24 protein-coding genes and 5 pseudogenes are annotated in these 26,665 nt (G+C 57.6%); 22 read left to right on the top strand and 7 right to left on the bottom strand.

Translation table 11 applies throughout. The annotated features are described in order from the left end of the window. The first annotated feature begins 152 nt into the window (after positions 1–152). From V6582_RS00235 to V6582_RS00180, 11 genes and pseudogenes are all read left to right on the top strand, one after another. A complete protein-coding gene (locus tag V6582_RS00235) occupies positions 153–1,388 on the top strand; it encodes an alpha-hydroxy acid oxidase (protein ID WP_156634467.1) in 1,236 nt (411 codons plus the stop codon). A 29-nt stretch (positions 1,389–1,417) separates the two neighbouring features. After that, positions 1,418–2,125, top strand: coding sequence for a molybdate ABC transporter substrate-binding protein (locus V6582_RS00230; RefSeq protein ID WP_156634468.1), 708 nt, complete (start codon positions 1,418–1,420; stop codon positions 2,123–2,125). A 62-nt stretch (positions 2,126–2,187) separates the two neighbouring features. After that, complete coding sequence (locus tag V6582_RS00225) at positions 2,188–2,808, top strand: aspartate/glutamate racemase family protein (RefSeq protein WP_156634469.1); 621 nt, start codon at positions 2,188–2,190, stop codon at positions 2,806–2,808. A gap of 5 nt (positions 2,809–2,813) precedes the next feature. Continuing rightward, a pseudogene (gene otnK, locus V6582_RS00220) lies at positions 2,814–4,078 on the top strand (3-oxo-tetronate kinase). A gap of 8 nt (positions 4,079–4,086) precedes the next feature. After that, positions 4,087–4,725, top strand: a complete 639-nt coding sequence (gene otnC, locus V6582_RS00210) for a 3-oxo-tetronate 4-phosphate decarboxylase (RefSeq protein ID WP_156634471.1) — start codon at positions 4,087–4,089, stop codon at positions 4,723–4,725. A gap of 64 nt (positions 4,726–4,789) precedes the next feature. Beyond that, positions 4,790–5,842 (top strand): class II fructose-bisphosphate aldolase, encoded by a 1,053-nt coding sequence (gene fba, locus V6582_RS00205; RefSeq protein WP_156634472.1) that lies wholly within the window; start codon positions 4,790–4,792, stop codon positions 5,840–5,842. Continuing rightward, on the top strand, positions 5,839–6,804 hold the full coding sequence (locus V6582_RS00200; RefSeq protein WP_156634473.1) for a class 1 fructose-bisphosphatase: 966 nt from the start codon (positions 5,839–5,841) through the stop codon (positions 6,802–6,804). Before fba ends, V6582_RS00200 begins: the two co-directional genes overlap by 4 nt. A gap of 220 nt (positions 6,805–7,024) precedes the next feature. Beyond that, positions 7,025–8,002: a Bug family tripartite tricarboxylate transporter substrate binding protein gene (locus tag V6582_RS00195; RefSeq protein WP_197434494.1), complete on the top strand. Its 978-nt coding sequence runs from the start codon at positions 7,025–7,027 to the stop codon at positions 8,000–8,002. A gap of 89 nt (positions 8,003–8,091) precedes the next feature. Next, the gene (locus V6582_RS00190; RefSeq protein ID WP_156634475.1) at positions 8,092–8,559 is read left to right on the top strand and encodes a tripartite tricarboxylate transporter TctB family protein; all 468 of its coding nucleotides are present in this window, start codon (positions 8,092–8,094) and stop codon (positions 8,557–8,559) included. A 13-nt stretch (positions 8,560–8,572) separates the two neighbouring features. Continuing rightward, positions 8,573–10,078, top strand: a complete 1,506-nt coding sequence (locus V6582_RS00185) for a tripartite tricarboxylate transporter permease (protein ID WP_156634476.1) — start codon at positions 8,573–8,575, stop codon at positions 10,076–10,078. Positions 10,079–10,125: 47 nt separating this feature from the next. Further along, positions 10,126–10,911 (top strand): hydroxypyruvate isomerase family protein, encoded by a 786-nt coding sequence (locus V6582_RS00180; RefSeq protein ID WP_156634477.1) that lies wholly within the window; start codon positions 10,126–10,128, stop codon positions 10,909–10,911. Positions 10,912–11,227: 316 nt separating this feature from the next. On the opposite strand, the pseudogene V6582_RS00175 reads toward V6582_RS00180, so the two are convergent. After that, a pseudogene (locus V6582_RS00175) lies at positions 11,228–12,157 on the bottom strand (LysR substrate-binding domain-containing protein). A 109-nt stretch (positions 12,158–12,266) separates the two neighbouring features. Between V6582_RS00175 and V6582_RS00170 the strand changes: the two are divergent. From V6582_RS00170 to V6582_RS00160, 3 genes and pseudogenes are all read left to right on the top strand, one after another. Continuing rightward, the gene (locus V6582_RS00170) at positions 12,267–13,025 is read left to right on the top strand and encodes an SDR family oxidoreductase (protein ID WP_156634478.1); all 759 of its coding nucleotides are present in this window, start codon (positions 12,267–12,269) and stop codon (positions 13,023–13,025) included. Positions 13,026–13,027: 2 nt separating this feature from the next. After that, positions 13,028–13,657 carry an NADPH-dependent F420 reductase gene (locus V6582_RS00165; protein WP_272950808.1) on the top strand — a complete coding sequence of 210 codons (630 nt, stop codon included), beginning with the start codon at positions 13,028–13,030 and terminating at the stop codon, positions 13,655–13,657. Positions 13,658–13,681: 24 nt separating this feature from the next. Beyond that, positions 13,682–14,096 (top strand): annotated as a pseudogene (locus V6582_RS00160) (limonene-1,2-epoxide hydrolase family protein). A gap of 24 nt (positions 14,097–14,120) precedes the next feature. Here the strand turns inward: V6582_RS00160 and V6582_RS00155 are convergent. Then, positions 14,121–14,335, bottom strand: a pseudogene (locus tag V6582_RS00155) (Fic family protein); the annotation flags it as partial. A 312-nt stretch (positions 14,336–14,647) separates the two neighbouring features. Further along, positions 14,648–15,238 carry a 2'-5' RNA ligase family protein gene (locus tag V6582_RS00150; RefSeq protein WP_156634480.1) on the bottom strand — a complete coding sequence of 197 codons (591 nt, stop codon included), beginning with the start codon at positions 15,236–15,238 and terminating at the stop codon, positions 14,648–14,650. 164 nt (positions 15,239–15,402) lie between these two features. Here V6582_RS00150 and V6582_RS00145 point away from each other — a divergent pair, with 164 nt between their 5' ends. The 8 genes and pseudogenes from V6582_RS00145 to V6582_RS00110 all read left to right on the top strand — a co-directional run bounded on the left by V6582_RS00145 (position 15,403) and on the right by V6582_RS00110 (position 22,032). Beyond that, on the top strand, positions 15,403–16,239 hold the full coding sequence (locus V6582_RS00145) for a 3'-5' exonuclease (protein WP_156634481.1): 837 nt from the start codon (positions 15,403–15,405) through the stop codon (positions 16,237–16,239). Between the two features lie 286 nt (positions 16,240–16,525). Further along, the gene (locus tag V6582_RS00140) at positions 16,526–16,882 is read left to right on the top strand and encodes a helix-turn-helix domain-containing protein (protein WP_156634482.1); all 357 of its coding nucleotides are present in this window, start codon (positions 16,526–16,528) and stop codon (positions 16,880–16,882) included. 155 nt (positions 16,883–17,037) lie between these two features. Further along, positions 17,038–17,697 (top strand): hypothetical protein, encoded by a 660-nt coding sequence (locus tag V6582_RS00135; protein WP_156634483.1) that lies wholly within the window; start codon positions 17,038–17,040, stop codon positions 17,695–17,697. 77 nt (positions 17,698–17,774) lie between these two features. Next, the gene (locus V6582_RS00130; RefSeq protein WP_156634484.1) at positions 17,775–18,485 is read left to right on the top strand and encodes a hypothetical protein; all 711 of its coding nucleotides are present in this window, start codon (positions 17,775–17,777) and stop codon (positions 18,483–18,485) included. A gap of 153 nt (positions 18,486–18,638) precedes the next feature. Beyond that, complete coding sequence (locus V6582_RS00125; protein ID WP_234889851.1) at positions 18,639–19,058, top strand: protein rhiC; 420 nt, start codon at positions 18,639–18,641, stop codon at positions 19,056–19,058. Positions 19,059–19,224: 166 nt separating this feature from the next. After that, positions 19,225–20,007 (top strand): annotated as a pseudogene (locus V6582_RS00120) (IS5 family transposase). 269 nt (positions 20,008–20,276) lie between these two features. Then, entirely contained in the window at positions 20,277–20,711 is a 435-nt protein-coding gene (locus V6582_RS00115) for a low affinity iron permease family protein (protein WP_156634718.1), read from the top strand. Between the two features lie 214 nt (positions 20,712–20,925). Then, entirely contained in the window at positions 20,926–22,032 is a 1,107-nt protein-coding gene (locus tag V6582_RS00110) for a Fic family protein (RefSeq protein ID WP_156634719.1), read from the top strand. An 89-nt stretch (positions 22,033–22,121) separates the two neighbouring features. Here V6582_RS00110 and V6582_RS00105 read toward each other — a convergent pair whose 3' ends face one another. From V6582_RS00105 to V6582_RS00090, 4 genes are read right to left on the bottom strand one after another with little or no spacing between them, the layout of a single operon-like run. Next, positions 22,122–23,744 carry an FGGY-family carbohydrate kinase gene (locus tag V6582_RS00105; RefSeq protein ID WP_156634720.1) on the bottom strand — a complete coding sequence of 541 codons (1,623 nt, stop codon included), beginning with the start codon at positions 23,742–23,744 and terminating at the stop codon, positions 22,122–22,124. 46 nt (positions 23,745–23,790) lie between these two features. Then, positions 23,791–24,519, bottom strand: a complete 729-nt coding sequence (locus tag V6582_RS00100) for an SDR family oxidoreductase (RefSeq protein WP_156634721.1) — start codon at positions 24,517–24,519, stop codon at positions 23,791–23,793. A gap of 26 nt (positions 24,520–24,545) precedes the next feature. After that, positions 24,546–25,805 (bottom strand): sugar ABC transporter permease, encoded by a 1,260-nt coding sequence (locus tag V6582_RS00095; protein WP_156634722.1) that lies wholly within the window; start codon positions 25,803–25,805, stop codon positions 24,546–24,548. Then, entirely contained in the window at positions 25,802–26,635 is an 834-nt protein-coding gene (locus V6582_RS00090) for an ATP-binding cassette domain-containing protein (protein ID WP_156634723.1), read from the bottom strand. The genes V6582_RS00095 and V6582_RS00090 overlap by 4 nt, the downstream gene beginning before the upstream one ends. Positions 26,636–26,665: the final 30 nt, after the last annotated feature.

Genomic DNA, 26,665 nt, shown 5'->3' with positions numbered 1-26,665 from the left:
AGGTGGAGGTAGATTTTCTTAGGTCCATCAGCCGCTATAACAGGCTTCTGTGAGGAGGACACGGGTTTGCCGCAGCGCTGGTTTCGGCATGCATGGCGGGTTTCAGTCGTCCGCCTCTTCAGTCACGCACCAAAAGCGTTCGAGAGGCGACAATGAACATCAATACCCACAGCGAAATTCAACCGGCTTCACCCGTGGCTCCGCGGCCAACGGCTCCTGTGTCTCCCGCCGCCAAAGTCGTGCCGCGGCGTTTTCGCAACCTGCTCGCGCTTGACGATTTCGAACAAGCGGCGCGCCGCCATTTGCCGCGCATGGTCTATGGTTTTGTCTCGGGTGCGTCGGAAACGGGGTCGGCCCTTCGGCAATCGCGCAGCGGATACGATGATATCGCTCTCGTGCCCCGCACGATGATGGACGTCTCGAAGCGCACGACAGCGACGGACCTGTTCGGCGCGCAATACAGTGCACCCTTTGGCATTTGTCCGTTCGGTGGTGCCGCAATGGTCGCCTACAGGGGAGACCTTGCGCTGGCAGAGGCGGCGAAGAACAGCCGCGTGCCGATGATCCTCAGCGCCTCGTCGCTCATCCCACTTGAAGAGGTCCATCGCCAGAACCCGGATGCCTGGTTCCAGGCCTACCTGGCCGGTGATCTGGCGCGTATCGAACCGATGGTTAAGCGTGTCGAGGCGGCAGGCTTCGGAACGCTGGTCGTGACAGCCGATCATCCTGTACCATCAAACCGGGAAAACAATGCCCGTAACGGCTTCTCAATGCCGATGAAGATCACGCCAAAAACCATGCTCGACAGCGCCCTGCATCCGGCCTGGTTTCTTGGCACGATCGCGCGCACGGTGCTTAAATTCGGCATCCCACATTTCGAGAACATGGATGCCACCCGTGGTCCGCCGATGTTCTCGCAAAATGCCGTGCGCAACATCAATGGTCGCGATCAGCTTGCCTGGAGCCATGTCGAGGCGATCCGGCGGATCTGGAAGGGCAAGCTGGTGGTCAAGGGTATCCTCAGCGTTGCGGATGCCGTGAAGGCAAGGGACGCCGGTGCGGATGGCGTCATCATATCCAACCATGGCGGGCGCCAGCTCGACTATGCTGTGGCGCCCATCACCATGCTTCCGAAGATCGTGGCAGCCGTTCCAGATATGACGATCATGATTGACGGCGGGATCCGTCGCGGTACGGACGTCCTGAAAGCCCTGGCGCTTGGCGCTGATTTCGTCTTTGTCGGTCGCCCGCTTCTTTATGCGGCGAGTATCGGCGGGGCGGCGGCGGTCGAACATGCCGTCCAGCTTCTGACAGAGGAAATCAACAGGGACATGGCGCTGATCGGTGTGCGGAACAGGTCCGAAATAACCCCCGATCTTCTCAACTGAAAACCCGTTCGACAGCGGAAGGAACTGCCATGGGCGAGACCCTGAAACTTATGAGCACGCTCGCCGTCGAAATGGCGTTCAAGACCTGGCTACTACCGGCCTGGCGCGAAAGCGGCCGCCAGATCAAGGTTGAGTGGAGCCCGACCACCGTGCTGATGGAGAATATCGAGGCGGGTAGGCGGGCCGACGTGGTGGTACTGATCGACGGACCGATGGCGAAGCTTGCCTCGGCGGGAATTGTCCAGACTCAGAGCGTCACGCCGATCGCGACGGCCGGTTTTGGGCTTGGTGCCCGCGCGGGCACTGCACTGCCGGACATCTCCACGCCTGAAAAGTTCAAAGCGGCTTTGCTGGATGCACGCTCGATTGTCTATTCCAGGGCGGGTGCGAGCGGCATCTATTTCGCAAAGGTCGCTGAAAAGTTGGGTATTGCCGACGAGATAAACGCCAAGTCGATCATCATCCCGGCAGGCTTTACCGGGGAAAAGGTTATCAGCGGCGAGGCCGATATCGCTGTCCAGCAGGTCAGCGAATTGATGTCGGTCGAAGGCGTGGCCGTCATTGGGCCATTTCCGGCAGAGCTTCAGGTCACCACGGATTTCTCGGCCGCCATCTTTGCAGATGCCCAGAACCCGGAACTCGCACAAGTCTTCCTGGCGCACCTGACCTCATCCGAGGCGCATGAGGCCTATTCAAATGGCGGACTGGTGGCTCGGTTTGCCCCCGCCACCGTCTAACTGGAGTTGTCGTCGTGAAAAAATCCCCGCGTATTGTTCTTCTTCATGCAACGCCCGTTGCGATGGAGCCGATCAAGACATCCATGACGCATCTGTGGCCCGAGGCTGAGATGGTCAATCTGTTGGATGACGGCCTGTCGATCGACCGTGCCAAGGAAGGGCCGGAACTCTCCGAGCAGTTGAGCGATCGTTTCGTGGATTTCGGGCGTTATGCGCACCGGATGGGTGCCGACGGAATCCTCATCACGTGTTCTGCTTTCGGCCCGGCGATTGACAGAATGGCGGCGGAGTTGCCGGTGCCCGTGCTGAAGCCGAATGAAGCGATGTTTCGCGAGGCAATTGCCGCCGGCAACCGCATCGGCATGCTTGCGACATTTGCCCCCGCCGTTTCCACCATGACCGAAGAGTTCGAGCAGTTCGTGAGCGAAGGTGAGACGGCCGCGACGCTGGAGACGATCGTCGTCGCTGACGCGATCGACCTGTTGCGCAAGGGCGATGCCCACACCCACAACCGGCTGGTGGCCGACCAGGCACCGAGATTTGCGGGATATGATGCGATCATGCTGGCGCATTTTTCGACCTCCCGTGCCATGAAGGCCGTTCGGGCCGTCGTTGACGTCCCGGTCTTTTCGGCACCGGATGCCGCTGTCCTGCGCATGCGCACCCTCGTTTCCGGAGAATAATCGACATGCTTCTCGGAGTTATCGCGGACGACTTTACAGGTGCCGGCGACATCGCCAACACCTTGGCCAGGGGGCTCCCCGGTCAAGGTGGACTGAAGGTCTCGCAGTTCATGGGCATCCCCGAACATCCCGTCCCCGCGGATATCGAAGCGGGCGTCATTTCCCTCAAGAGCCGTTCCGTCCCGGTGGCTGACGCGGTGGCGCAGTCACTTGCAGCAATGGAATGGCTACTGGCCCAGGGCTGTAAACAGATTGTCTTTAAATATTGCTCGACATTCGATTCGACCCCGGAAGGCAATATCGGTCCCGTCGGCGAAGCATTGGCAAATGCTCTCGGCGTCAAAGCCGTCGTGGTGTGCCCGGCCTTTCCAACCGTCGGACGCACGGTCCATCAGGGACATCTCTTCGTTCACGACAGGCTCTTGAGCGAATCCGGCATGCAGAACCATCCGCTGACGCCGATGACCGATCCCGATATCCGCCGTTGGTTGGCACGGCAGACAGCGACACCCGTCGGCCTCGTACCGGCAGGCGTCGTCAGAAAGGGTGTAGAGGGCGTTGCAGCCGCTTTGTCCGCCTGTGCGGAGCGGGGCGAGACACTGGTCATCGCCGATGCGGCGACCGATGAGGATCTCGTGGTGCTTGGTGCTGCTTGCGCCGATGCGAAGCTCATTACCGGTGGCTCCGGCATAGCGCTCGGCCTACCTGCCAATTTCATCAAGGCTGGCCTTGCCAAGGGGTATAGTGATCGCTTTACGAGAATTGACGGCCCCGAGGCGATCCTGGCCGGCAGTTGCTCAGGCGCGACGCGCGGCCAGATCGACAGACACGCTCTTGATCATCCGGTGCTTGCCATCAGCGTCGATGACATAATGGGCGGACGCACCAGTATCGGTGATGTGTTGGACTTCATCGAGCGCAACCGGGGGCGTGCGCCGCTCGCCTACTCTTCCGCTACTCCGGAGGATGTCGCGAAGGCGCAGGCTACCTACGGACGCGAAGCGATTGCCGAAAAGCTCGATGCCTTTTTTGCCGAAACGGCAAAGACGTTGATCGATCGCGGCGTTCGCCGGTTGGTGGTTGCCGGGGGGAAACATCGGGCGCGGTGGCGCAAGCCCTCGATCTCGGTGCCTTGCGGATCGGACCGGAAATCGACCCGGGCGTGCCGATTTTGGTCAGCGAGAGGCGGGGTATCGCGCTGGCGTTGAAGTCGGGAAATTTTGGTGGCCCGACGTTTTTTGCCGATGCGCTCGATGCGCTGAAGAACTGAAGGGCGCTATGCAGACGGAAGCGGAATATCGCGAAAAGCTGGTGCGTTTCGGCGCACTGCTCTATCAACGCCAGCTTGCCCATGGCAGCGCCGGCAATCTGTCGGTGCGGCTCGACGATGGCAATATTCTCGTCACCCCGACCAATTCCAGCCTCGGATTCCTCGAAGCGGGTCGCATATCGAAACTGTCGCCGGATGGGGCGCTTCTGGAGGGCGATCTTCCGTCCAAGGAGGCGTTCTTTCATCTTGCCGTTTATGAGGAGCGTCCGGCAGCCGGCGCTATCGTTCATCTACACTCGACATATTCGACAGCACTCTCCTGTCTCTGCCACGAGGATTCATCCGATGTTCTGCCGCCGCTGACCGCCTATCAGATCATGCGTTTGGGTAAGATGCCGTTGCTGCGATACTTCCGGCCCGGCGACCGCGCATTGGCCGATGCTGTGCGGGAGGCCGCGCGCGATCATCGTGCCATGTTGCTTGCCAACCACGGGCCGATCGTGTCGGCGAAGACATTGGAAGAGGCCATCTATGCTTATGAGGAACTTGAGGAGACGGCCAAGATCTTCTTCATCGTCGGAGACCGCAAGACGTCTCCGCTGACTGCTGACGCCATCGCGGATCTCAACGCGACGTTCCCGAGCTGACGTCACGCGGCCTATTTCCCGTCCACCCCGGCGCCGTGCAAAAGCAAATCCTCACGGAGACCACATGGCCCTTACATCGCTACGGCAGATCCTCGATCATGCCGCCGAACATGACTATGGCGTGCCAGCCTTCAACATCACCAATCTCGAAACCCTGCTCGGCGTCATGTGTGCCGCTGAGCGCACCGACAGTCCGGCCATCGTACAAGTCAGTCAGAGTGCTCGAAAATACGCCGACGATGTTTTCCTGCGCCACATGTTTCTCGCAGCGGCCGAGCGTTTTCCTTCCGTGCCGCTCTGCGTACATCAGGACCACGGCAGCAGCCCGTCCGTATGTCAGTCTGCGATCGAAAACGGCTGTTCAAGCGTCATGATGGACGGATCGCTGGAGGCAAACGGCAAGACGCCGGCAAGTTACGACTACAATGTGCGTGTCACCGCCGAAACCGTCGTTCTGGCACATGCCCGCGGTGTGTCGGTCGAGGGCGAGATCGGCGTACTCGGATCGCTCGAAACCGGCGCGGGCGAACAGGAGGATGGCCACGGCTTCGAGGGATCGCTTGCCCGCGAAGAATTGCTGACAGATCCGAAACAGGCCGCCGATTTCGTATCCGCGACCGGCGTCGATGCTCTGGCTGTCGCAATCGGTACCTCCCACGGGGCCTACAAGTTTTCGCAGAAGCCGACCGGCGAAACGCTTTCGATCGATACGATCGCGGCCATTCACGCACTGCTGCCGCACACGCATCTGGTCATGCACGGCGCGTCGACAGTGTCACAGGACCTGCAAGAGCTCATTAATACGAGTGGCGGTGAGATGCCACCCACCTTTGGCGTGCCGCTTGACGAGGTAGTCCGCAGCATCAAGATGGGCGTGCGCAAGATCAATATCGACACCGACCTTCGCATGGCAATGAGTGGTTCGATGCGAGAATACCTTCAGGCGAACCCTGCATCCTTCGATCTGCGTGCCATTTTCAAACCCGGGACAACCAAGATCGAAGAGTTGTGCGTCGAGCGGTTTGAGAGATTTGGTACGGCTGGAAATGCCAAGAAGATCAAGACAATTCCTCTCGACGAGATGGCGCGCCGCTATTCGAACGGATTTGGCTCGTGATCAGGACACTCGGCGAATGGATCACACAGCATGTCGCAGCGGGACTGCCTCCGGATCTCGCCACAATCGTCGCGGAAATTGCCAGCGCCAGCGCCGAGCTCGCAAGCCAGTTGCGTACCGCGCCGCTTGACGGGCTGACCGGGGCGACCGAAAGCGTCAATGTTCAGGGCGAGGTTCAGAAGCCGCTCGATATCTTGGCGAACGACATCTTCATGGCGGCATGTCACCGGTGCGCCGGCGCATCCTATGCAGTGTCCGAAGAGCTTGACCTGGAGACACCGATCCATGCGGATGGCAGGTTTGCCGTCATATTCGACCCGCTTGACGGGTCGTCCAATCTCGATGTCAATGTAACGGTTGGCTCGATCTTTTCCGTCATCCCCGCAGCATTCGGAGACGCTCTTCTGTCTCCGGGGAACACGCAGGTGTTCGCGGGTTTTGCCGCATACGGACCCGCTACCAGTCTGGTGCTGACGTTCGGTACAAGTGTCGACCTTTTCGTACTAGGCGGAGATGGCGTCTGGCAGCTTGCCAGGAGCGGATTGACAGTTCCGGTCGATACGACGGAAATTGCGATCAATTCCAGCAGAGAAATGCAGTGGGACAAAGCCATCTCTGGCTATGTTGCAGCCTGCTTTAGACCGACAAAGCACAGCGACAAGGTATACAACAGCCGATGGGTGGGCTCAATGGTGGCCGATATTCTGAGGATACTGATACGAGGCGGTGTCTTTCTCTATCCGGCTGGAAAAAAAGCCGCGAAGACGGGAGGCCGTTTGCGCCTGTTGTACGAAGCAAACCCCATGGCGCTGTTGATAACGACGGCGGGGGGAGCGGCCACGACCGGCAAACATCCCATCCTCGATCTGACGCCCACCGAGCTTCACCAGCGCGTTGCAGTCATCCTTGGCTCCCGCAACGAGGTGGATAACATCCGCGCGCGTTATGTTCTCGATTCATAAACAGCAAACGCAATATTTTCTTACGAATGAAGCTAGGCATCACAAGTTTATTTAGCTTTTGATTCATGCGAACTAGTCAATACAGCTTGATTGAATGTTGCGCCTTGGGAGAAGGCGAGACGCTAATCGACTTGCCGTAGGATCTTACTTCAACGGTTTTTGGCGTCTCGGCGACATAAGACACACACATTATAGAGCCGGATTCAAGGAGGAGGGACCAATGATCAATCGTAGACATTTTATGGCCGTCGGCGCAGCTGCCGCGGTATCGACTATTGTAAGCAAGCCGGCTTTTGCTGCTGAGTGGCCCACCGCCCAACCCATTATGTTTGTCGTACCGTTTCCGCCAGGCGGCGGCGTGGACCAGATGGCACGCCTTGTCGTGCCTTATGTCCAGAAGCATCTTCCCGGTTCCAATATCGTGATCGAGAACCGTGCGGGTGCCGGCAGTCAGATCGGTATGGAATACGTCTTTACCGCCAAACCGGACGGCTACACGCTTTGCGGCGTAACGTCACCGGCCATGATGACAATCCCGTTCGATCGCCCGGTTCGCTACAAGATCGATGAGTTTGTCTATATCGCCAACGTGATGGACGACCCAGGCGCGATCGCGGTGTCTCCAACCTCCGACATCAAGGACCTCGCGGACCTTATCGCACGCGCGAAAGCAGCTCCGGAATCTATCTCGATCGGGCACACGGGGGTTGGCGGCGACGATCATTTGGTGGTGCTTGAGCTTCAGCAGGCTGCCGGTGTGAAGTTCAATGTGATCCCGTTTAATGGGTCTGCACCGGTCAGCACGGCGCTTCAGGGCGGTCATATCGATGTCGCGGTTCTGAACGTGAGCGAATTCATCCAGCCGCTCGCCGATGGGACGGTCCGCGTTCTTGCCCAATCCGGCGACAACCGTAGTCCGTCCATGCCAGACGTACAGACGTTCCGCGAGGGTGGCTATGCCTTCACGGTCGGCGCTCAGCGTGGGATTGTGGCGCCCCCCGGTCTCCCAGCCGATCTGCTGACCAAACTCTCTGCCGCCTTCAGAGCCGCCTTGGATGACCCGGAGTTCAAGGCTGCAGCCACAAAATTCAAGGCTCCAATTCGCGGTCTGTACGGAGACGAGTACAAGCAGTCCGTGCTGGGCATCGACGCCCGCCTGAAAGATATGTGGGCCAAAAATCCCTGGAAAGATCAGTAAGGATAGTCCATGCCTCCGACCGGGCCTTCGACAAGGCCGGTCACCAGCGCATCCGTTTGCCGCCAACACACTGCCGGGAGTAAGCCTTGATGAAGGCGCCTAAGGATTTCTGGACGGGTTCGATCTTTCTGGTCGTGGGACTCGTCGGACTGTTCATCGCGAAAAACTACAATTTCGGAACTGCGACGCGCATGGGCCCCGGCTTTTTTCCGGTTCTGCTGACCGGTCTTCTGGCGCTGGTCGGGCTTGCCTCGGTCGTCAAGTCGTTCGTGGTGGAAGGCGATGCCGTCGGCAAAATAGCGATGCGGCCGGTTGCGGCGATTATCGGCTCCGTCGCCATTTTCGGATTGGCGGTCGAACCGCTTGGCGGACCTCTGGCGATGTTGCTGACCGTGATGACGGCAGCGATGGGCAGCCGCGAATTCAAGCTGGCGTCACGGCCTGTTCTTGGCGCGCTTACCCTTGTCTGTGTCTGCTCGGTGGTGTTCATCGAACTGCTCAATGTTCCGATACCCTTGATTGGCACCTGGCTTCAGCCGCTCCTGCCGAATTTCTGAGGATCAGCTCCCCATGGACGTTATCGCCAATCTCACTCTCGGTCTCCACGTTGCGCTGGATCCGATGAACCTCTTCTACTGCCTCATCGGCGTGCTTCTGGGCACCGCGATCGGCGTGTTGCCAGGACTGGGTCCCGTACCCACCATCGCCATGCTCCTGCCGCTGACCTATGGCCTCGGCTCCGATTCCGCTCTCATCATGCTGGCCGGTATTTTCTACGGCGCTCAGTATGGCGGCTCGACGACGGCGATCCTGGTCAACCTTCCGGGGGAATCCTCTTCGGTGGTGACGGCGATTGACGGATACCAGATGGCAAGGCAGGGGAAGGCCGGGCGTGCGTTAGCGACCGCTGCGATTTCGTCATTCATTGCCGGGACAATCGCCACCCTGATTATCGCCATTGCAGCCCCTCTGCTTGCTGGTGCTGCCCTCGCTTTCGGCCCGGCCGAATATTTCTCGCTCATGGTCCTCGGTCTGATTGCTTCGGTCGTTCTGGCAAGTGGTTCGCTGTTGAATGCCATCGGCATGATCCTGGTGGGTCTAGTTCTCGGCATGTTCGGGACCGACATCAATTCCGGCATAGCTCGCTTCACATTTGATGTCCCGCAGCTTGCCGATGGGATTGGCTTTGTCACCATCGCCATGGGCCTATTCGGTATCGGGGAAATCATCGCTAACCTGGAAGACGAGACCAGTCGCTCCACACTGGCGACGAAAGTCACAGGTCTTTTCCCGACGAGGGAGGACTGGGGGCGGATCATCGGCCCGACCCTCCGTGGGACGGCCCTTGGTTCCGTCCTTGGAATTCTCCCCGGCGGCGGTGCTGTTCTGTCGTCATTCGGTGCCTATGCTCTCGAGAAGAAGATTTCGAAGCACTCGGCTCAGTTCGGGCATGGCGCGATCGAGGGTGTCGCAGCGCCTGAGGCGGCCAACAATGCTGGCGCGCAGACCTCGTTCATCCCGATGTTGACTCTCGGAATTCCGTCGAACCCGGTCATGGCTCTGATGATCGGGGCGCTTATGATCCAGGGAATTCAGCCCGGACCCAGTGTGATGGTTGAGCAGCCGAAGCTATTCTGGGGTCTGATCGCGTCGATGTGGTGCGGTAACCTGATGCTTATCGTCCTCAATCTGCCCCTGGTGGGGCTGTGGGTGAAGATGATTTCCATCCCGTATCGTTACCTGTTTCCCGCCATCATCCTGTTCAGCACGATCGGTGTCTTCACGGTCAACAATGCCAGCTTCGATGTGTACCTGATGGCTGGCTTCGGCTTGCTTGGATACATTTTCAAGAAGATCGGCGCCGAACCGGCGCCGCTGCTTCTTGCGCTCATCCTCGGGCCGATGATGGAGGAGTTCTTGCGCCGTGCAATGATGCTTTCGAGGGGAGATCCCACGGTTTTTGTGACTAGGCCAATCAGCGCCACGATGTTGTTGCTTGCCGTTGCTCTCCTCGCACTCATGATCGCGCCAGCCCTGCGTAGGAAGCGTGAAATTGCCTTCCAGGAAGAAGGCTAAGCTACGAAGGCCAACTTTACGACCTTATTTAATCGATAGGAAATAGGATGCCGCACGTCTTCGGTTACAGCGCTCATCTGGGCTATCTCTTTACCGACCTCACGTATTTCGATCGTTTCCGGGCCGCGAAACGGCACGGCTTCTCGGCGGTGGAACACCCGTCTCCCTACCATGTCCCCGCAGCCCGCATGGCCGAATGGCTGGAAGAGATCGACCTTCCCTATGTCCAGTTCGGGCTTTATTCCGGCGAGGCCACGCGGGGCGAGAAGGGGCTTGCGATCTTTCCCGACCGCCGCAGCGAGTTTCGCGACAGCGTCGGGGTCGGCCTCGACTATGCGCAGACCATCGGCGTCAAGAAGGTTCATGCGATGGCCGGCGTCCTGCCCAAGTCCTTACGCACGGCCGAGCACTGGGATTGCTACATCGACAACCTGAGTTGGGCAGCCGACCGCGCAGCCGAACGCGACATCACCATCCTCGTTGAGGCAATGAGCGCCGGTGCCGTTGCGGACTATTTCGTCGACTTGCCGGACATTGGTGTGAAAGCGATTGAGGCGACCGGACGCGACAATATCCGCTTGCTGCTGGACGTCTTTCATTGCGTGAACAGCGGTCTCGATCCGCTTGTGGAGATCGAGAAGAACGCCGAGCTGATCGGCCACGTTCACATCGCGGATCATCCCGGTCGCCACGAGCCCGGAACCGGTACGATCGACTTCGGAACAGTTCGGGACGGGTTAGTGAAGGGGGGATACAATGGGTTCCTAGGTTGCGAATATAGTCCGCGCCAATCGACCGTCGATGGTCTTGGCTGGCTATCCCAGCTCGTCTGAGGCGCATACTGTTGCGCCGTGCTTGGCATCGGTATGATCGGCGTTTGCGACAAGATTCAGCTCAGGACTAACGGGCGCGCTTTGGTGCTGATTGCCTGACCGATCTTTCCGGTGAGCTTGAAAGGGTCAGATCGCGACATGGAGCTTGCACGCTCCCGCTTGGGCGCGGTGGAGTTTAATACCCTTAGCCGACGTCCCACTTCCGTGGGCTGCCGAAAGTTCGCTATGTCGCTTATCCCTAATTAATTTATTGATACAATAAGATATTCTTTCTGGCTCCTTGTTCAAATCTCATCAAGGCGAAGGCAATTCGCGTCTATCCCAGGCTTCCTGCAAACCGTTCCGGATAGCGCTCACGCTGGAACACCTCGACCACGTAATCGACGAAAACCCTCGTCTTCAAAGGGATGAGATTTCTGCTCGCGTAGTAGATCGATATCGGCCCCGCATCGACCACCATGACGGCAACAGCCGCACGAGTTCCCCGCTTTCGAGATGGGGAAGGGCATCCGCTTTGACGATCAACGTAACGCCCAGTCCCAACAGCGACGCGGCCCGCATTGCTGCCGGATCATTCACGACGATGGTCTCTTTGAGCAAGACGGCCTGTTCCTCTCCGGACGCATTTCTCATCAGCCTTTGGGGGATCCGGCCGGTGCGCAGGGATCGCATCGCGATGCCATCCAGGGCTGAAAGGTCTGCGGGCGAAGCGGGGAGGGGACGGCCCCGCAGATAATCGGGCGAAGCCACGGCAATGAGATGGGCGGGAGCAAGCGTCCGAGCGACGATTCCTTGCGCGAGCTCAAAACCACCGCCGATTGCCGCGTCATATCCTTCTGCGATCAGGTCGACCTGCCGGTTCTCGAACATCCATTCGGGGCGGATCAGCGGGTATTGTCGCATGAACTCGGGCAGCATGGGCAGAATATATCCGATCCCGAATGTCGGTCCCATGCTGATCTTTAGAGCGCCTGCGGGCTCCCCGTCAGATTGAGAGATATCTGCGATGGCGCCCTGAAGATTTTCCAGATGATCCCTGATGGACAGCAGGAACCGTTCGCCGGCCTCTGTGAGGTTCAGGCTGCGCGTGCTGCGGTGAAACAGGCGAAGTTTCAGGGCTCGCCTCCAGCGCGGCAACATTGCGGCTCACGGCTGCGGGAGTCAGGCCGAGCCGGCGTGCGGCCGCCGAGAAGCTTGCGAGTTCGGCGCTTCGGACGAAGGATTCCAGGTTTGCAAGAGTTTCCATAACGCCACCTTCAAGATATGCTTGAAACTGATATCTCGTATTACCCTCTAATCAAAGCGGAATAATCGGGCCATCTTCCTCCGATCGAACAACGTATGGAGTGAAGACAATGAAAGAAGCAAAGCAACCACTGGCCGGTAAGGTGGCTCTTGTGACCGGCGGATCGCGCGGTATTGGCGCAGCCATCGTGCGGCGTCTTGCCAGTGACGGCGCCGACGTGGTGTTCAGCTACGCTGCCTCGGCCTCCAGCGCCGACGGCATCGTCAGGGAGATCGAGGCCGCCGGACGCCGCGCGCTTGCCATCAAGGCTGACCAGGGTGTTCCCTCGGAGGTCGCAGCACTTGTCCGAAAGGCACACGCATTCCTTGGGCGGCTGGACATCCTGGTCAATTCGGCGGGTGTCTTCGTCACCGGCATGGTTGGCGATCCTGAGGCAGATCTCGCAGCTTTCGATCGCCAGATCGACATCAACGTCAAGGGCGTCGTCGCGGCCGTTCGCGCGGCCGTTCCGCTGATGAGCGACGGTGGCCGGATCGTCTCGATCGGGACAACAGGCGCGGTCCACGTTCCCTTCGCAGGCGCTGCGGACTACGTCGCCACCAAGGCCGCGGTCGCTGCCTATACGCGCGGATGGTCTCGCGACCTCGGGCCACGCAACATCACGGTTAACATCATCCAGCCGGGTGCGATCAACACCGATATGAATCCCCAAGACGGGCCGTTTGCGGAAACGCTGAACAAGCTCGCAGCGCTCGGTCGCTATGGCCAGCCGGAAGACATCGCCGCTGCCGTGGCGTTTCTTGCAGGGCCTGACGCCGGCTATATCACCGGTGCCACGCTGAATGTCGATGGCGGCCAATCCGCCTGAACCTGAACCAACCATCGAGGAGAAGAATCATGACCACCATCGGTATCATCGGCGCCGGCAATATCGGTTCCGCTTTCGCAAGAGCGCTTGCCCGCAACGGTACTGCGGCAATGATTGCCAACAGTCGCGGCCCGGAAAGCCTGTCTGGTCTCGTCACGGAACTGGCTCCTCACATTTTGGCAGTCTCCATCGAGGCGGCGGCGCAGGCCGATATCGTGCTCGTTGCCGTACCGTGGTCAAAACTGCCCGCCGCGCTGTCCAGATTGCCAAACTGGAACGGACGGATCGTCATCGATGCCAACAATCCGATCGAGGCGCCGCTGTTCAAGCCGGCCGAACTGAACGGCCGGTTGTCGACGGAGATCTTTGCTGACCTCGTGCCCGGTGCCAGGGTTGTGAAGGCGTTTAACCACCTTCAGGCCACTCTAATCTCCGCCGATCCGCATGCTGAAGGCGGAGACCGTGTCCTCTTCTATTCGGGTGACGATGCCAAGGCGAAGGCCGAGGTCGCAGCCTTGATGACAAAGCTTGGCTTTGCCGGCATCGACCTTGGACCGATCGCTGTCGGAGGCAGGCTCACCCAATTTCCCGGCGGGCCGCTTCCCGCGAACAACTTTGTCAAGTTCGCCTGAACGCAAAGCCCCGGAGACAAGACCATGTCCTTAGACCCAGTCGATATAGCAACCACATTCTTCAATCATTGGACCGCCAATCGCATCGACGATGCGCTCGCAATGCTGGCGGACAACGTGCTCTACGACAACGTACCGTTTCCAGATATTGTCGGCCGGGAAAACGTTCGCAAGTTCCACCGGGATTTTGGCGTTGGAACCTTTCACAGTCGACTGGAAGGTCACCAATATCGCCGCTTTTGGAAACGTTGTGCTCAACGAGCGGGTCGATATCTTCACGCACATAGGCGGCGGCACGATTACACTACCGGTCATGGGCACAGTAACAATCGAAGCCGGTTTCATCACTGTCTGGCGGGACTATTTCGATCCGGCTGATTTCAACCGGCAGCTTGAGCTAATTTCAAATGAGGCTGATGGGAGTGATAAAAAAGGCTAGCCAACAAGCGCCGAATCTCTGCTAGCCGGCAATCTCTTGCTCGTCACGTGTCGCAAACGACCCCAGGCGAATATTTGCCAGCAGCTTTTCGACCTCTCGGTCGGTGAGGCGTGCCCCTTCGATACGGTGGAGGAACCGACGCTTTCGATCGTGGCGACACGCTGGAGGCCGGACAGACGCTCAGGCGTGATCCGGACGGGCGCCGTATTTAGAAATTCCATTTTCTCATCCATTTCCATCCAATTTCTGTGAGGGGTCGTCAGATCTGTCAGTTGTGAGCTAGATGACTGGCCATTCTCAATCGGGTGGCAAGGGACTGGCGATCGAGAGGTGAGGACTGTAATTTCTAAGTCTCTGACGTCTCTAAGAATTCGTATGAGATCGGCGCGAACAACCGCGGGGTCGTAGGTTCGACCCCGTCAAGAGCGGACAATGGAAAGTCACGGACGCTATCCGTACTCTTGATTGCCTTACCGTTACGCTGTCGAGGCGCAACCTTGACCGAACCCTGATGTCGGGGAAGCTGTTGGGTCGGCGGCGAAGGTGATTGATCACGACAGATCAGGTGGGTGGCTCCAAGTCGGGAAAAGCGTCGTCCTCTGGTGCTCCCAAGGTCCGCCAAGGTACCGCCAGAGATCCAGCCCTGTGATGCTGATGACGACGGGTTGGAAGTCGTCGGCAAGCCTTCGGTGGAGCGCGTCGGCGGTCTGTCGCGAAACCTTGTTCTGGACCGTGATGTGCGGCCGCCATTTCTGCATGTCCTGCCCGCCCAGCCACGGCATGAATGCCGCTCGCAGCTCGGTGTGGACGACCAGGAACTGCGGGCTTTCGATTGAATAGGCGACGCCGTTACCGAGATGACGAACGCTGAAGACCTCTGCGGCGATCGGTCCATTTCTCTGAACAACAACTTCGATGCTCTCTGTGATACGCTTGGTATATTCCCCCGGCAGCCGATGAAACATCGTCAGATGCGCGCTTAGAAAGTTGCGATCGGATGGGAAATGTTGCTGTCGTAGGCGCTCGAACGGTTCGAGATCGTGCTGAGCGATGTGTGCGGTCAGAATGAGTGGCTGGACTGTCTTCACGTGTTCAGCAATTCCTTCGGTTGCAATGTCAGGCTCGCCAGTCGTTTGCGCCATTATCGCATGGCAGGGTCCGCTGTGCCGCTTCGATTAGGTTCGGCACCGCATCGCAGCCACATCTAGATCTCGGCGGCAACCGGATGTCGATGCGCGATACCGGACCAATGCCTTACACGTCTCGTGGACAACCGGTCCCAAAGTCTTAGCATAACACTGCCCGGATGGCACCGGCGGAAACAGGCAGGCTTTCGATTGCGATTCAAAGTCCGCTCAAGCCATGCTGCGCTCAGAAGATCGCAAGGTATAGGCGGTGGCCTAAAAGTTTAATCGAAGGTGCTCGCGAGATCATCGAGATTGGTTTGATCGCGTTCACCTTCGATGCCACGGGCAACATCGGTGACGTGACCGGGATCTATGGCGGGCTTCAGCAGCCAAGCGTGTCCATTCCCACTGACATCACGAGGCTCACCGGCATCACCGACGCGTTGGTTACAGGTCAATCGATCGATATGGAAGCCGTCCGGACGCTGATCGAACCCGCGGATTTGGTGATCGCCCACAATGCCGGTTTCGACCGTCCATTCTGCGAGATGTTGTCTCAGATGTTTGCGGGCAAGGCCTGGGCCTGCTCGAATGCTGAGATCGATTGGTCCTTACGGGGATATGAAGGCACCAAGCTTGGTTATCTGATCGGGCAGGCGGGCTTCTTCCACGAGGGTCAACGCGCCGTCGACGATTGTTTCGCGCTTCTGGAAGTTCTGGCAAGGGACAATGATGGAATGGCCTCCACCGCGTTCGCGGAACTCTACGAAGCAAGCCAACGGTCGCGTGTCCGGGTCTTTGCCGAGAATAGCTCCTTTGACCTGAAGGACCACCTGAAAGCGAGAGGCTATCGCTGGTATGACGGACGCGACGGCCGTCCGAAATCCTGGTGGGTCGAAGTCGATGAGCAGGCGCTAGACGAGGAGCTCTCTTACCTGCGAACCGAAATCTACCGCTATCCGGATGCCGACCCTCCGATCAAGCGGCTGACGGCCTTCGATCGTTTCCGAGGCTGAAGGCTGGTCCCCAGAGTTACAGCGATCACAAGCTCCAGCGGCCTCATGTCGGTCAATTGGAAGCGCCGTTGCGATGCTGGCAGATGCGAAACGGAGCCGGACGCTTGTCGTGCTGAAGTAAGCGAGTCATGCGGAGCCGTTTCCACCTTGTTTTGCTCAAGTGTGCCCGGGTGGGGCAAAGACCCACCGCGGATGGATGAACGATAAACACAACTCCCTTTTGTATTTGAACGGCGACTGCACTCGTTTGGTTCTTCTTGCCGTTGTAACGAGCAGGGAGGACTAAATGCAGGATAATCACAATCGCGGTCTCAGAATCCGGCGTGCCATGAAAGAGAAACGTTTTAGCAAAGTTCAGGCGCTGGCGACAGAACTTGACGTGTCTGTGGCGGCTGTCTCTCGTTGGCAGAATGGAGGACACATTTCCCTGGATCATATCTGCCTTTTGGCAGAGAAACTCGACGTTTCGCTGGATTGGCTCCTACTTGAACGGGGCACGCTCGACTGGCACCGCGGGATCCAGTTCGAACAATCAGAACTCCAGCACATCTCACTCTTGCGTCGGCACACGCCCAAGGTGCGTGCCATCCTTCTAAATCTCGTGAAGGCTTTAGATGAGGCGGGAGATTCACGTGTACCGTAAAAACGGTACAACTTTTACGCACTGTGTAACAATCTTAAATTGTGGTGCCGGTGCATTTCGCGCATCGTCTTTTTGGGCGCAGAAGTTACTACGCTTTTGGTCCACAACCCGAGTAACCGCCATATCGGCTCGCAGTCTGAAAAAGAGGTGCCAAAATGTCTACATTGCTCACAATCAATATCGAAAACCAAGAGTCAGATGCAATGATGTTTTACGTTTTCCAGGAGCCAGCCATCTATGTGGGAGGGCCGCAGGTTTACACCAATTCGCTCTGGTCGGGACTTCTTGGAAACCGTACGACGACGGGCGGAAGCCTGACATTCCAGATCAATATGCAGTTCTACGCTGGCATCCAACAAGCGCACACCACGCCGCAAATTGGACATTCGTCCGGATATGCGTCCGCCATCCAAGCGATCGATATCGCGACCGACGGCAAAGTCACGAATGATTCTGTGATCGCCACATACACCCCGCTGGGCCTGACTACTCCCGTCAATGAACCCGGTGTGCAAGGCGGAGCATACCGCATCAACACACCGTCTTTCTCGCCTCCAGCGATCTATAACGTCGGTTCGGCGATAGAGGTTGTCGATCAGGGTGTCGTGATGTCCAATTTTGTTATCGCGAAACCGAATAACCATGTCGATTGCCAACCAATCCTGAAATTCTATGTCGCAACTGGCTCATATACCCCTGGAACCGTCATGAACTTCTCACAGGCTAGTCAGACGGCAGCGCTTTGCGATTTCACAGGCGGAAAGCCGGAACTGAATGTCACACTCAGCAACAATGGGGATTGGGCCGTAGCATAAGCCGAATTCTGCGTTCCAGGCCGCTGCGTGGTGCGCGGAGCGGCCTGATCTCCCCAATGTGAGTTGGAGTTGTCGACATGCCCACCTATTCAACGATTGTTATCGAAAATGGGTCAGCCACAGATATGACCTTCTTCGTTTTTCAGGAACAAGCGAGCTTCGTCGGCTTGGCAGAACCAAGGGTCTGGAGCAATTGTCTGGCGACCGGCTTGCTTGCGACGCAAGAAAAGTCAGGTGCGCAGCTTATCATCGCGCTGGATCGCAGCATCAGGGTTGGTGCGACGCGACACGCCCGGTCGATGGGTGGCTACAGGCTTGGTACCCCTTCTGTTTCCGGTGGCGAAATCATCAGTCGTGTTAACGCATTACAGCCAGTTAGCCTCGCATCCGCCCGTGAGCAGGACGAGCCAGCTAATCACGTGATCCTAACTGTGGATCCCTTGGGGCTTTCGGCTGCAACGCACCGAACCGGGTTACGCACAGGCGCGTTTGGTCTTCAAGTTCCGCCTTTCGCCGCCGAACACGTCGACGATCTCCTCTGCGGCAACGCGATGCTCGATCAGAATGGCGTCATTGTGCTGTCGTCCTTTATCGCGCCGCCACCTAATATAGAGCTCGAAATATCGCCAGTTCCAGTGTTCTACGTTCGACCAGGCGCCGCCGAGGTCGGTCAGCCTGTCCATTACGATACGGTGTACGCGGCGCGCTGCGATTTCACCTCCGGCAGCAAGGTAATCACCGTTCACTTTAACGGCGACGGCACCTTCGAGGTCAGCGATACCAACTGACATGTCGTCGTGATCTTTTTGCCGACCTATCGGCAAAAAGATCGTCTGGCGACATGAGCTTGATTTCGGCTCAGCCGAATTGCGTGTGCCACAAGGTACACCGTCAACCACCGGGGCGGAAAATCTCACGTCCCACCATCAGGAGTGATTGCCATGAATACGAACTATATATTTCATGCCGCCTTTGCTGCCACTCTGGCCATGCTTTCGGCTTCACCTGTCCACGCGACCGATCCGGTGACAACTGGAGTCGTGATTCGTGGCGTGACCTTATCGGGTCCGGCCGGTGCAGCGGGAACACCGACTGGCAAAACTTGCGACTTCTCTGGTGAGGATGTTACCCAGGCAGGCAAGATGACAGGCGCTAGCGTCAACTGCCTTCCGAACGGCAACTTAGACAATACGATCAAAGGTCTGCCAACGCGCTTCAACGCATACTGCGTAATCAAAGCGCCCGTAAAGAGTGCTCGAACAATCCAGGCAGCCGTAACCGGCAACAAGAATCACTGCGATCTGTCAGGTATCTCTATCAAGGACGCAACGGTCCAGTTCGGAGGCGCCGTCTGGAAGTAATTTTTACGGTTGGTCAACTGTCACAGCGCGTCGCTTGCTCCCGGCAAGTCGATGCGCTGAGCTTTACCTTGCGGTAGCCATAGCAGCAGTGGTTTAGGTCCTGTTGACAAAGTTGATTCCCAAATCGGCGGAAGCATGATTCAAGACTGCCTTTTAGGAGGCAGTTTTGGCACGCGGCGACCTGACGGATATGGAATGGCGGATCATCGAGGGGCTGTTGCCCACTGAACGTGGCAGGAAGTCTCGGCCCTCGCACGATAATCGACGATACCTCAACGGCATGTTGCATGTTCTTCGGGTCGGATGTCCATGGCGCGACCTGCATGAGCGCTACGGAAAGTGGAATTCGGTCTATGTGCGTTTCCCGCCGTTGGGCCGAGCAAGGCGTTTGGGACGCCCTCCTTGAGACCCTGGTTGAACTGGGGCTGACGGATGACTGGCAGCACATGATCGACAGCACCACAGTTCGCGGCCATTCTCAGGCTGCGGGCGCTAAAGGGGACTTATCAGGAGGCTTTTGGTCGATCACGCGGCGGCTCTACGACGAAAATCCACGCCCGCGCAGACGGTCAGGGACGCCCTCTTGGCTTCGTCCTGACAGGCGGCGAAGCTTCGGATTACAACGCCGTTCCTGCCCTGCTGGCAACACCGGTCGGCAAACCGAGGCTGTTGCTTGCCGACAAAGGCTATGATGGTGATTTCCTGCGCGAGGAACTGCTGATCCACGGAATCAGGCCGGTGATCCCGCCGAAGGCCAACCGGAAGAACCCGCCTACATGTGACTTTAGAGCCTACAAGGATCGAAACCGTATCGAGCGGATGTTCAACCGCCTCAAGCAGTTTCGGCGCGTTGCGACCAGATACGACAAGACCCGAAAATCCTTCGCAGCATTCCTCACCTTGGCCGCCGCCAAGATATGGTTGCCCATACTTTGTCAACAGGACCTAACTATTTTGTCTACTCAGTATTTCCTTGCAATAATCACAAAACCTTTCAGTCGAATCCTGAAGGATTGAATTGCAAATTTTGCATCGGATTCACGAATCCTCCAGATTTCTCTCATTTGGTGATGGCAGAGTTGATGAACCGGGCTTAGATGCCGAGGGACGTTTTCTGATGACGCGATAGGTTCTTCCTTTTGAGCGAAAAGACCGGCCCCCGGAACTTCCATGCCATCGAAAGATTATTGGTAGGCTTATTCCATCTGGAGGAATACCATGTCTGAGAAACCCAGCCTTTTTTCAAAATTTTCCGGCATGATCGCTAACCTCACCGGCAAGCCCGCAACATTCGTCATAGCGGTTGCCGGGATCATCCTTTGGGCGGTCAGCGGTCCGTTTTTCGGCTTTTCGGAAACCTGGCAACTCGTGGTCAATACCGGAACGACAATCATCACCTTCCTGATGGTCTTTGTGCTGCAAAACTCTCAGAACCGAGACGGCAAGGCCGTTCAGGCAAAACTGGACGAGTTAATCCTGACCAGTGCAGCGGAAAACCGGTTTATGGGCATCGAACACCTGGATGAAAAGGAGCTAAAGCGGCTGACGAGGCTTCTTAAGGAAGCCGCCGAAAGCGATCCCGATCATGTGCTCTCCGAAAAAGTCGATCACATCGTTCTTGATCGCCGCACAAAGCTACGAAAGAGAGAGTAAAAGGGTTGAGGGTTCCGACTGATGTTATGAACGATCCTATTTTGGAATGCTCGAATTCCATTCTGTACGCCCCATCTCAAGAGCGAGCAGTAATGAAAGCGGTTCTTTGACAAAGGACCCACAGCAGATTTCAAATCCAAATGATCGATAGAACGACTTGCAATAGCTCATCAATGAGCATAATTTTGAGTTATAGAAAAGGTAGCTATAACTCATGCAATGGAACTGGCAACTGCCCGATTGGCCAAACTTCTCCTATGACATTGAGGACATGGCCCCGTTGGAGCAAAGGTTTCTCCAGTCATCCGGTGAGGTGATCGGCGCTGTCAGGCATTTCAGTGACGACGACAGCAACCAATTGCGGATTGAATTGCTGAGCGACGAAGCCATTAAAACGTCGGAGATCGAAGGCGAGTTCCTTGATCGAGCCAGCGTCCAGTCATCGCTGCGCCGGCAATTTGGTCTCAACACAGACAATCGTCCGGTCCGACCGCAAGAGCGCGGGATCGCAGAGATGATGGCTGACGTCTATAAAAATTGGTCCGGCCCGCTCCAGCATGATGACCTTTTCCATTGGCACTCGATGCTGATGGCGGGAAACCGATATATCGAAACAATTGGCTCCTACCGTCGCCACACTGATGCAATGCAGATTGTCTCAGGTCGCCTGGACAAGCCTATAATCCACTTTGAAGCACCGCCATCCCGTCAGGTGACCGCGGAAATGGCGCTTTTCATCGACTGGTTCAATCGGTCGGGGCCAGGCGGGTCAGTTCCGTTATCTGCGCTGACACGTGCGGCCATCGGACATCTCTATTTCGAAAGCATCCATCCGTTCGAGGACGGTAACGGCAGAATTGGACGCGCGCTCGCTGAAAAATCGCTAGCGCAAAACATCGGGCAACCAAGCCTGATTTCGCTTGCCTTTACAATCGAGCGTGACCGAAAGGCCTATTACTGCGAACTTGAGCGCCATCAGCGAAAGCTCGATATCACCGGATGGATTCTCTATTTTTCGCAGACAATCCTGGAGGCTCAACAGGCAACGATTGATCGTATTGCCTTCTTCATTCAAAAGGCAAAATTCTACGATCGGTTTCGGGATCGGCTTAATGAGCGCCAGGAAAAAGTCATCGCCCGTATTTTTCGAGAGGGTATCGCTGGTTTTAAGGGCGGGTTGAGCGCGGAAAATTACATTTCAATCACGGCCACATCGCGTGCGACGGCAACACGTGACCTCCAGCACCTTGTCGAGATCGGGGCATTCACGCGCACCGGAGAGCGGCGACATACACGATACACTCTACGACTTCAAAATTGACCAGCATTTCAATAGGCCAGCATTTCGATCGGATTATCTGCTCGTCGTTTCGTCCAGGTTTCGGAGAACCCCAAGGATATTCCGTCCATCTACACGTCACGTAGCTCTCTACCCTGTTGCTGTAGCGTTGTGAAATGGCTGTATCTGCGTTTGTGGATGTTGGCCAAGACGCCGACCTGCGGATGATAGGTCTTTGTTACCCCGCTTAAAGCTTCCATTGCCTGGCTGACCCCTGAAAAAGCCTTTCCCGCCACGGCACCCAAAATCGCGGAGCCCAGCAACACCGGCTCGTCCAGACCCGCGGCCACCACGGGCTTGCCGCAAGCATCGGCCAACACCTGCCGCACCAGATCGCTCTCGCCCGCACCTCCGCTGATCACAACGCGCTCAATAAACGCGCCCGATGCGGCCTGTGTCTCGATGATTTGCCGCAGACCATAACCAATTCCGCAGAGGCCCGCGATATAGAGCGCAACCAGACTATCAAAATCCCGGTCCATACCCAGACCGGCAATGATGGCGCGTGCGTGTGGATCGGCAAAAGGCGCGCGGTTGCCGAGGAATTCCGGCACGATGTGCAGACCTTTCGCCAAATGCACGACATCGGGCAGGGCGCTGACCTTGGCCGCTGCCGCCTGCGCCAACAGAACCGGCAGGGCAATACCCTGTTCGCGCGCCTTTGCTGCTGCCTCCGGTGCTGCCGGGTGAACGGCCAGCAATTGGTCAATAGCCGCCCCCGCTGCACTCTGCCCACCCTCGTTCAGCCACATGCCCGGCACCATGGCGGAATAATAGGGACCCCAGACGCCGGGCACAAACACCGGCTCAGCGGTCGAGGTCATGGTGCAGGAGGAGGTGCCAAATACATAGGCCATATTGTCTTTGGGGCCGCTGCCAATCCCCACCGTGCCAATGCCGCCAGCATGGGCATCAATCATGCCTGCGGCCACGGCCGTGCCAGTTCTCAGGCCCATGGCAGCAGCAGCGGCTTCCGTCAGGCCCTGCCCAAGCGGCGTTCCGGGTTCGACAATGCGCTGGCCAACGCGGCTGAAGCCCTCGTCGGCCAGTTCGCCAAGCCCAATGGTGTGGAAATAGCTTGGGTCCCATCGCTGCTCATGGGCCAGATAGGTCCATTTGCAGGTAACGGTGCAGGTGGAGCGGGCGAGATCGCCTGTGCCTTTCCAGGTGAGAAAATCGGCAAGATCAAAAAACTGCCAAGCATTTTCGAAGGTCTCGGGGCGGTTTTCCTTCAGCCAGAGAAGCTTGGGTGTCTCCATTTCCGGCGAAATCTTGCCACCGACATAGCGCAGCACATCATGGCCGATGGCGTTGATGCGCTCGGCCTGCCCCACCGCCCGTTGATCCATCCAGACGATAATATCGCGCTCTACAAGCCCGGAAGAGCCGACAGGCAGAGAGCGCCCACCCTCACCAAGCACCACCAATGAGCATGTCGCATCAAAACCAAGGCCAATGATCTGTGCCGGATCATCAACGGATGCAGCCACCTGCCGCACCACCGTGCAGACGGCCTCCCAAATATCAGTGCTGGACTGCTCGGCAATCGCCCCCGCCTCGCGAAACAGTGCAATGTCGCGCTTGGCAACGGCTTTCATCGCACCGCTGAGATCAAACAGGCCCGCGCGGGCGCTGCCGGTGCCAACATCCACGCCGATAATGTATTGATGGAGAGGGTCCGCTGCTTCGGTCATGGCAAATGCTCTTCAAATATAGATGGGACAATGAGGGGAGCGCCGGTTAAAGATCGACGCTGTTGGGCAAAATGACGAGATCGCGAATGGTCACATTGCGTGGTCGCGACAGCATGAAGAGCACGGCCTCGGCCACCTCCTGCGGCTGCATCAGGCTGCCATTGGCCAGGGCTTCATCCATCTTGGCCTTTGGCCAGTCATCCAGCAGTGCCGTCACCACCGGCCCCGGAAGCACGGCCCCAACACGCACACCATGTTGCGAAACCTGCCTGCGGGTGGAATGCACGAAGGCCTGAACGGCAAATTTCGAAGCCGTGTAAATCGGCTCCCACACCACCGGCACAACACCTGCGATGGAGCTTGTAAACAGGATATCGCCGGATTTCTGCGCAATCATATGCGGCAATACCGCATGCACAGAGCGGAAGGCTGCGTTGATATTGAGGTTCAGCATCCGATCCCAGGCGTCTGGGTCGCCCTCAGCCACAGCGCCGCCAATATAGGCACCGGCATTGGCATGGAAAATATCCAGACCACCGGCGACCTCCAGAATGCGCGGCAGCATGGCGGAAACCTCCTGCCCATTCAAAAGGTCCACCACCAGCGGCTTGGCGCGCTCACCAAGCTCAGCGCAAAGCGTATCAAGCTTATCTTTGGCGCGGTCGATCAACACCACGGTTGCGCCTTCCGCCAGCAGAATTTTGGCGCAGGCGAGACCGATGCCCGATGCAGCGCCGGTAATGGCAGCGACCTTACCTTTCATAATATCCGTCATGAGTGAATTCTCCTTCAAAATATGGGTTAGGCGCGGCCGTGGCTGACACGGGAGCGGCGCGCGAGTGAGTCCACAATCACGGCGATGGCGAGCACGGCCCCGGTAATCATGTAACGCAGCGATGAGCTGAGGTTGAGAAGCGTCAAGCCATTGGAAATCGCCTGAATAACGATGATACCGAGCAGGGCCGAATAGGCGCTGCCACGCCCACCGAACAGGCTGGTGCCACCAATGACGGCTGCGGCAATGGCATTCAAATTCACATCACCCGTGCCCGCCTGCTGGCTGGAGGATGCGAGGCGCGATGCTGATAGCACGCCGCCAAGGGCTGCAAGGGTGGAGCAGAGCATGAAGGCGCTCATGTAAATGCGGCGAACATTGATGCCAGCCCGGCGCGCGGCTTCACGATTGCCACCCACGGCAAACATCGAGCGGCCCCATTGCGTCTTGGTCAGGAGGTAATTGACCACCACCACCAGCGCCACAAACAGCGCAAACATCCACGGTACGCCGCGTCCGAGGTTGAGATAGTAGACCGCAAATTCAAAGCCCAGCGTCAGAATGGCTGCCTTGATCAGCAACCCACTCAAGGGTTTTGAGGACAGGTTGACCGCTTGGCGGCGCTTGCGAACGGCAAGACCAAACACAATCATCACAACACCGGGCACCAAAGCCAGCGTGAAGGACAACCAATGCGGCATCACCAGAATCTGGCCAAAACGCACCAAAGGTGAGGCATAGGGCAGATTGATGCTTCCCGTTGGACCGAGAATGTAGAGTTGCATTCCCAGCAAGGCCAGCAGGCCGGAGAGCGTGGCGACAAAACTGGGCATGCCCATGCGGTTATACAGCAGGGCATAAAGCGCCCCCACGGCAGCCCCCGTGACCAGTGCCGCAAAAATCGCAACAATCACCGGAAGCCCGGAATTGACCCACAAAACACCAATGATAGCCGAGGCCAAGCCGCTCATGGAGCCAACCGAGAGATCGATTTCGCCCAGCAGCAGCACGCAGACAATGCCCAGTGAAATGATGCCTACCGTTGCGCAATCAAACAGCAGATTGACGAGATTGTTGGGTGCCAGAAAAATCGGATTGAGAATGCTGAACACGGTGGAAATCACAATCAGACCAATGGCAACCGGCAACATGCCCAGATCGCCCGATTTGATCCGGTTGATAAAACTGCGCAGCATGGCCATCACACCATCATCGTGGGTGACGCGCTCATCGCTGCGGTCCAAGGCTTGGGAGGACTTGGTCTCAGGGTTTGAAATATTGCTCATGCGGGTCTCCCGCTGGTTTCGTTGGCGCTGGTGTCTTGGATATTTGTCTTGCGGCTAATGCGGCGCGAGACGGAATTTTCCGTGGCCCCGGTAATCGAGGCAACCAGTTCCTGATTGGAGGCGTCAGGGGTAAACACGCCGTTGTTCTTGCCCAGACGCAGCACCACGATGCGGTCGGCCACGGCGCGCACATCTTCCATATTGTGGCTGATGATGATGACGCCCAGCCCGCGTTCGCGCACGCGCTCAATCAGGTTCAAGACCTCGGCTGTCTGGGCAACGCCAAGCGCTGCCGTTGGCTCATCCAGCATGATGATTTTTGGATCGAGAAGAAGTGATCTTGCAATGGCAACCGTCTGGCGTTGACCACCGGAAAGCGAGGCAATCGGCTCGCGCACCGATGGAATACCTGCTGCCAGCTCTTTCAAAAGCGTCCATGCCCGCACTTCCATGGCCACTTCATCAAGGTTCCACGGTGCAAGCTCATGCCCTAAGAAAAGATTGGCCACCACATCCAGATTTTCGCAGAGCGCAAGATCCTGAAACACCGTGGCAATGCCCAGCTCCAGCGCCCGGCTGGGGCTATCGAGCGAGACATCTTGCCCACAGAATTCGATGGTGCCGGATGTGGGTTGGTGAACACCGGCCAGCACCTTGATCAAGGTGGATTTGCCAGCACCGTTATCACCGACAAGGGCCACCACTTCGCCGGGCCAGACTTCCAGATCAATATCCGTCAGCGCCGATACGGCACCAAAATTCTTGGAAATATTGCGCAATTTCAGAATAGGGCCACCCGTTTTCGGGGCCGCTTGGTCATTTTGCACCATGGCGAAACGCTCTTTTCAGGTTCGGGGCAT

Origin of the sequence: Agrobacterium vitis (assembly GCF_037039395.1) — a bacterium.
GTDB classification, from domain to species: domain Bacteria; phylum Pseudomonadota; class Alphaproteobacteria; order Rhizobiales; family Rhizobiaceae; genus Allorhizobium; species Allorhizobium vitis_E.
Note: the sequence above shows the minus strand (reverse complement) of the source record. Positions and strands in the feature narration are given on the sequence as shown.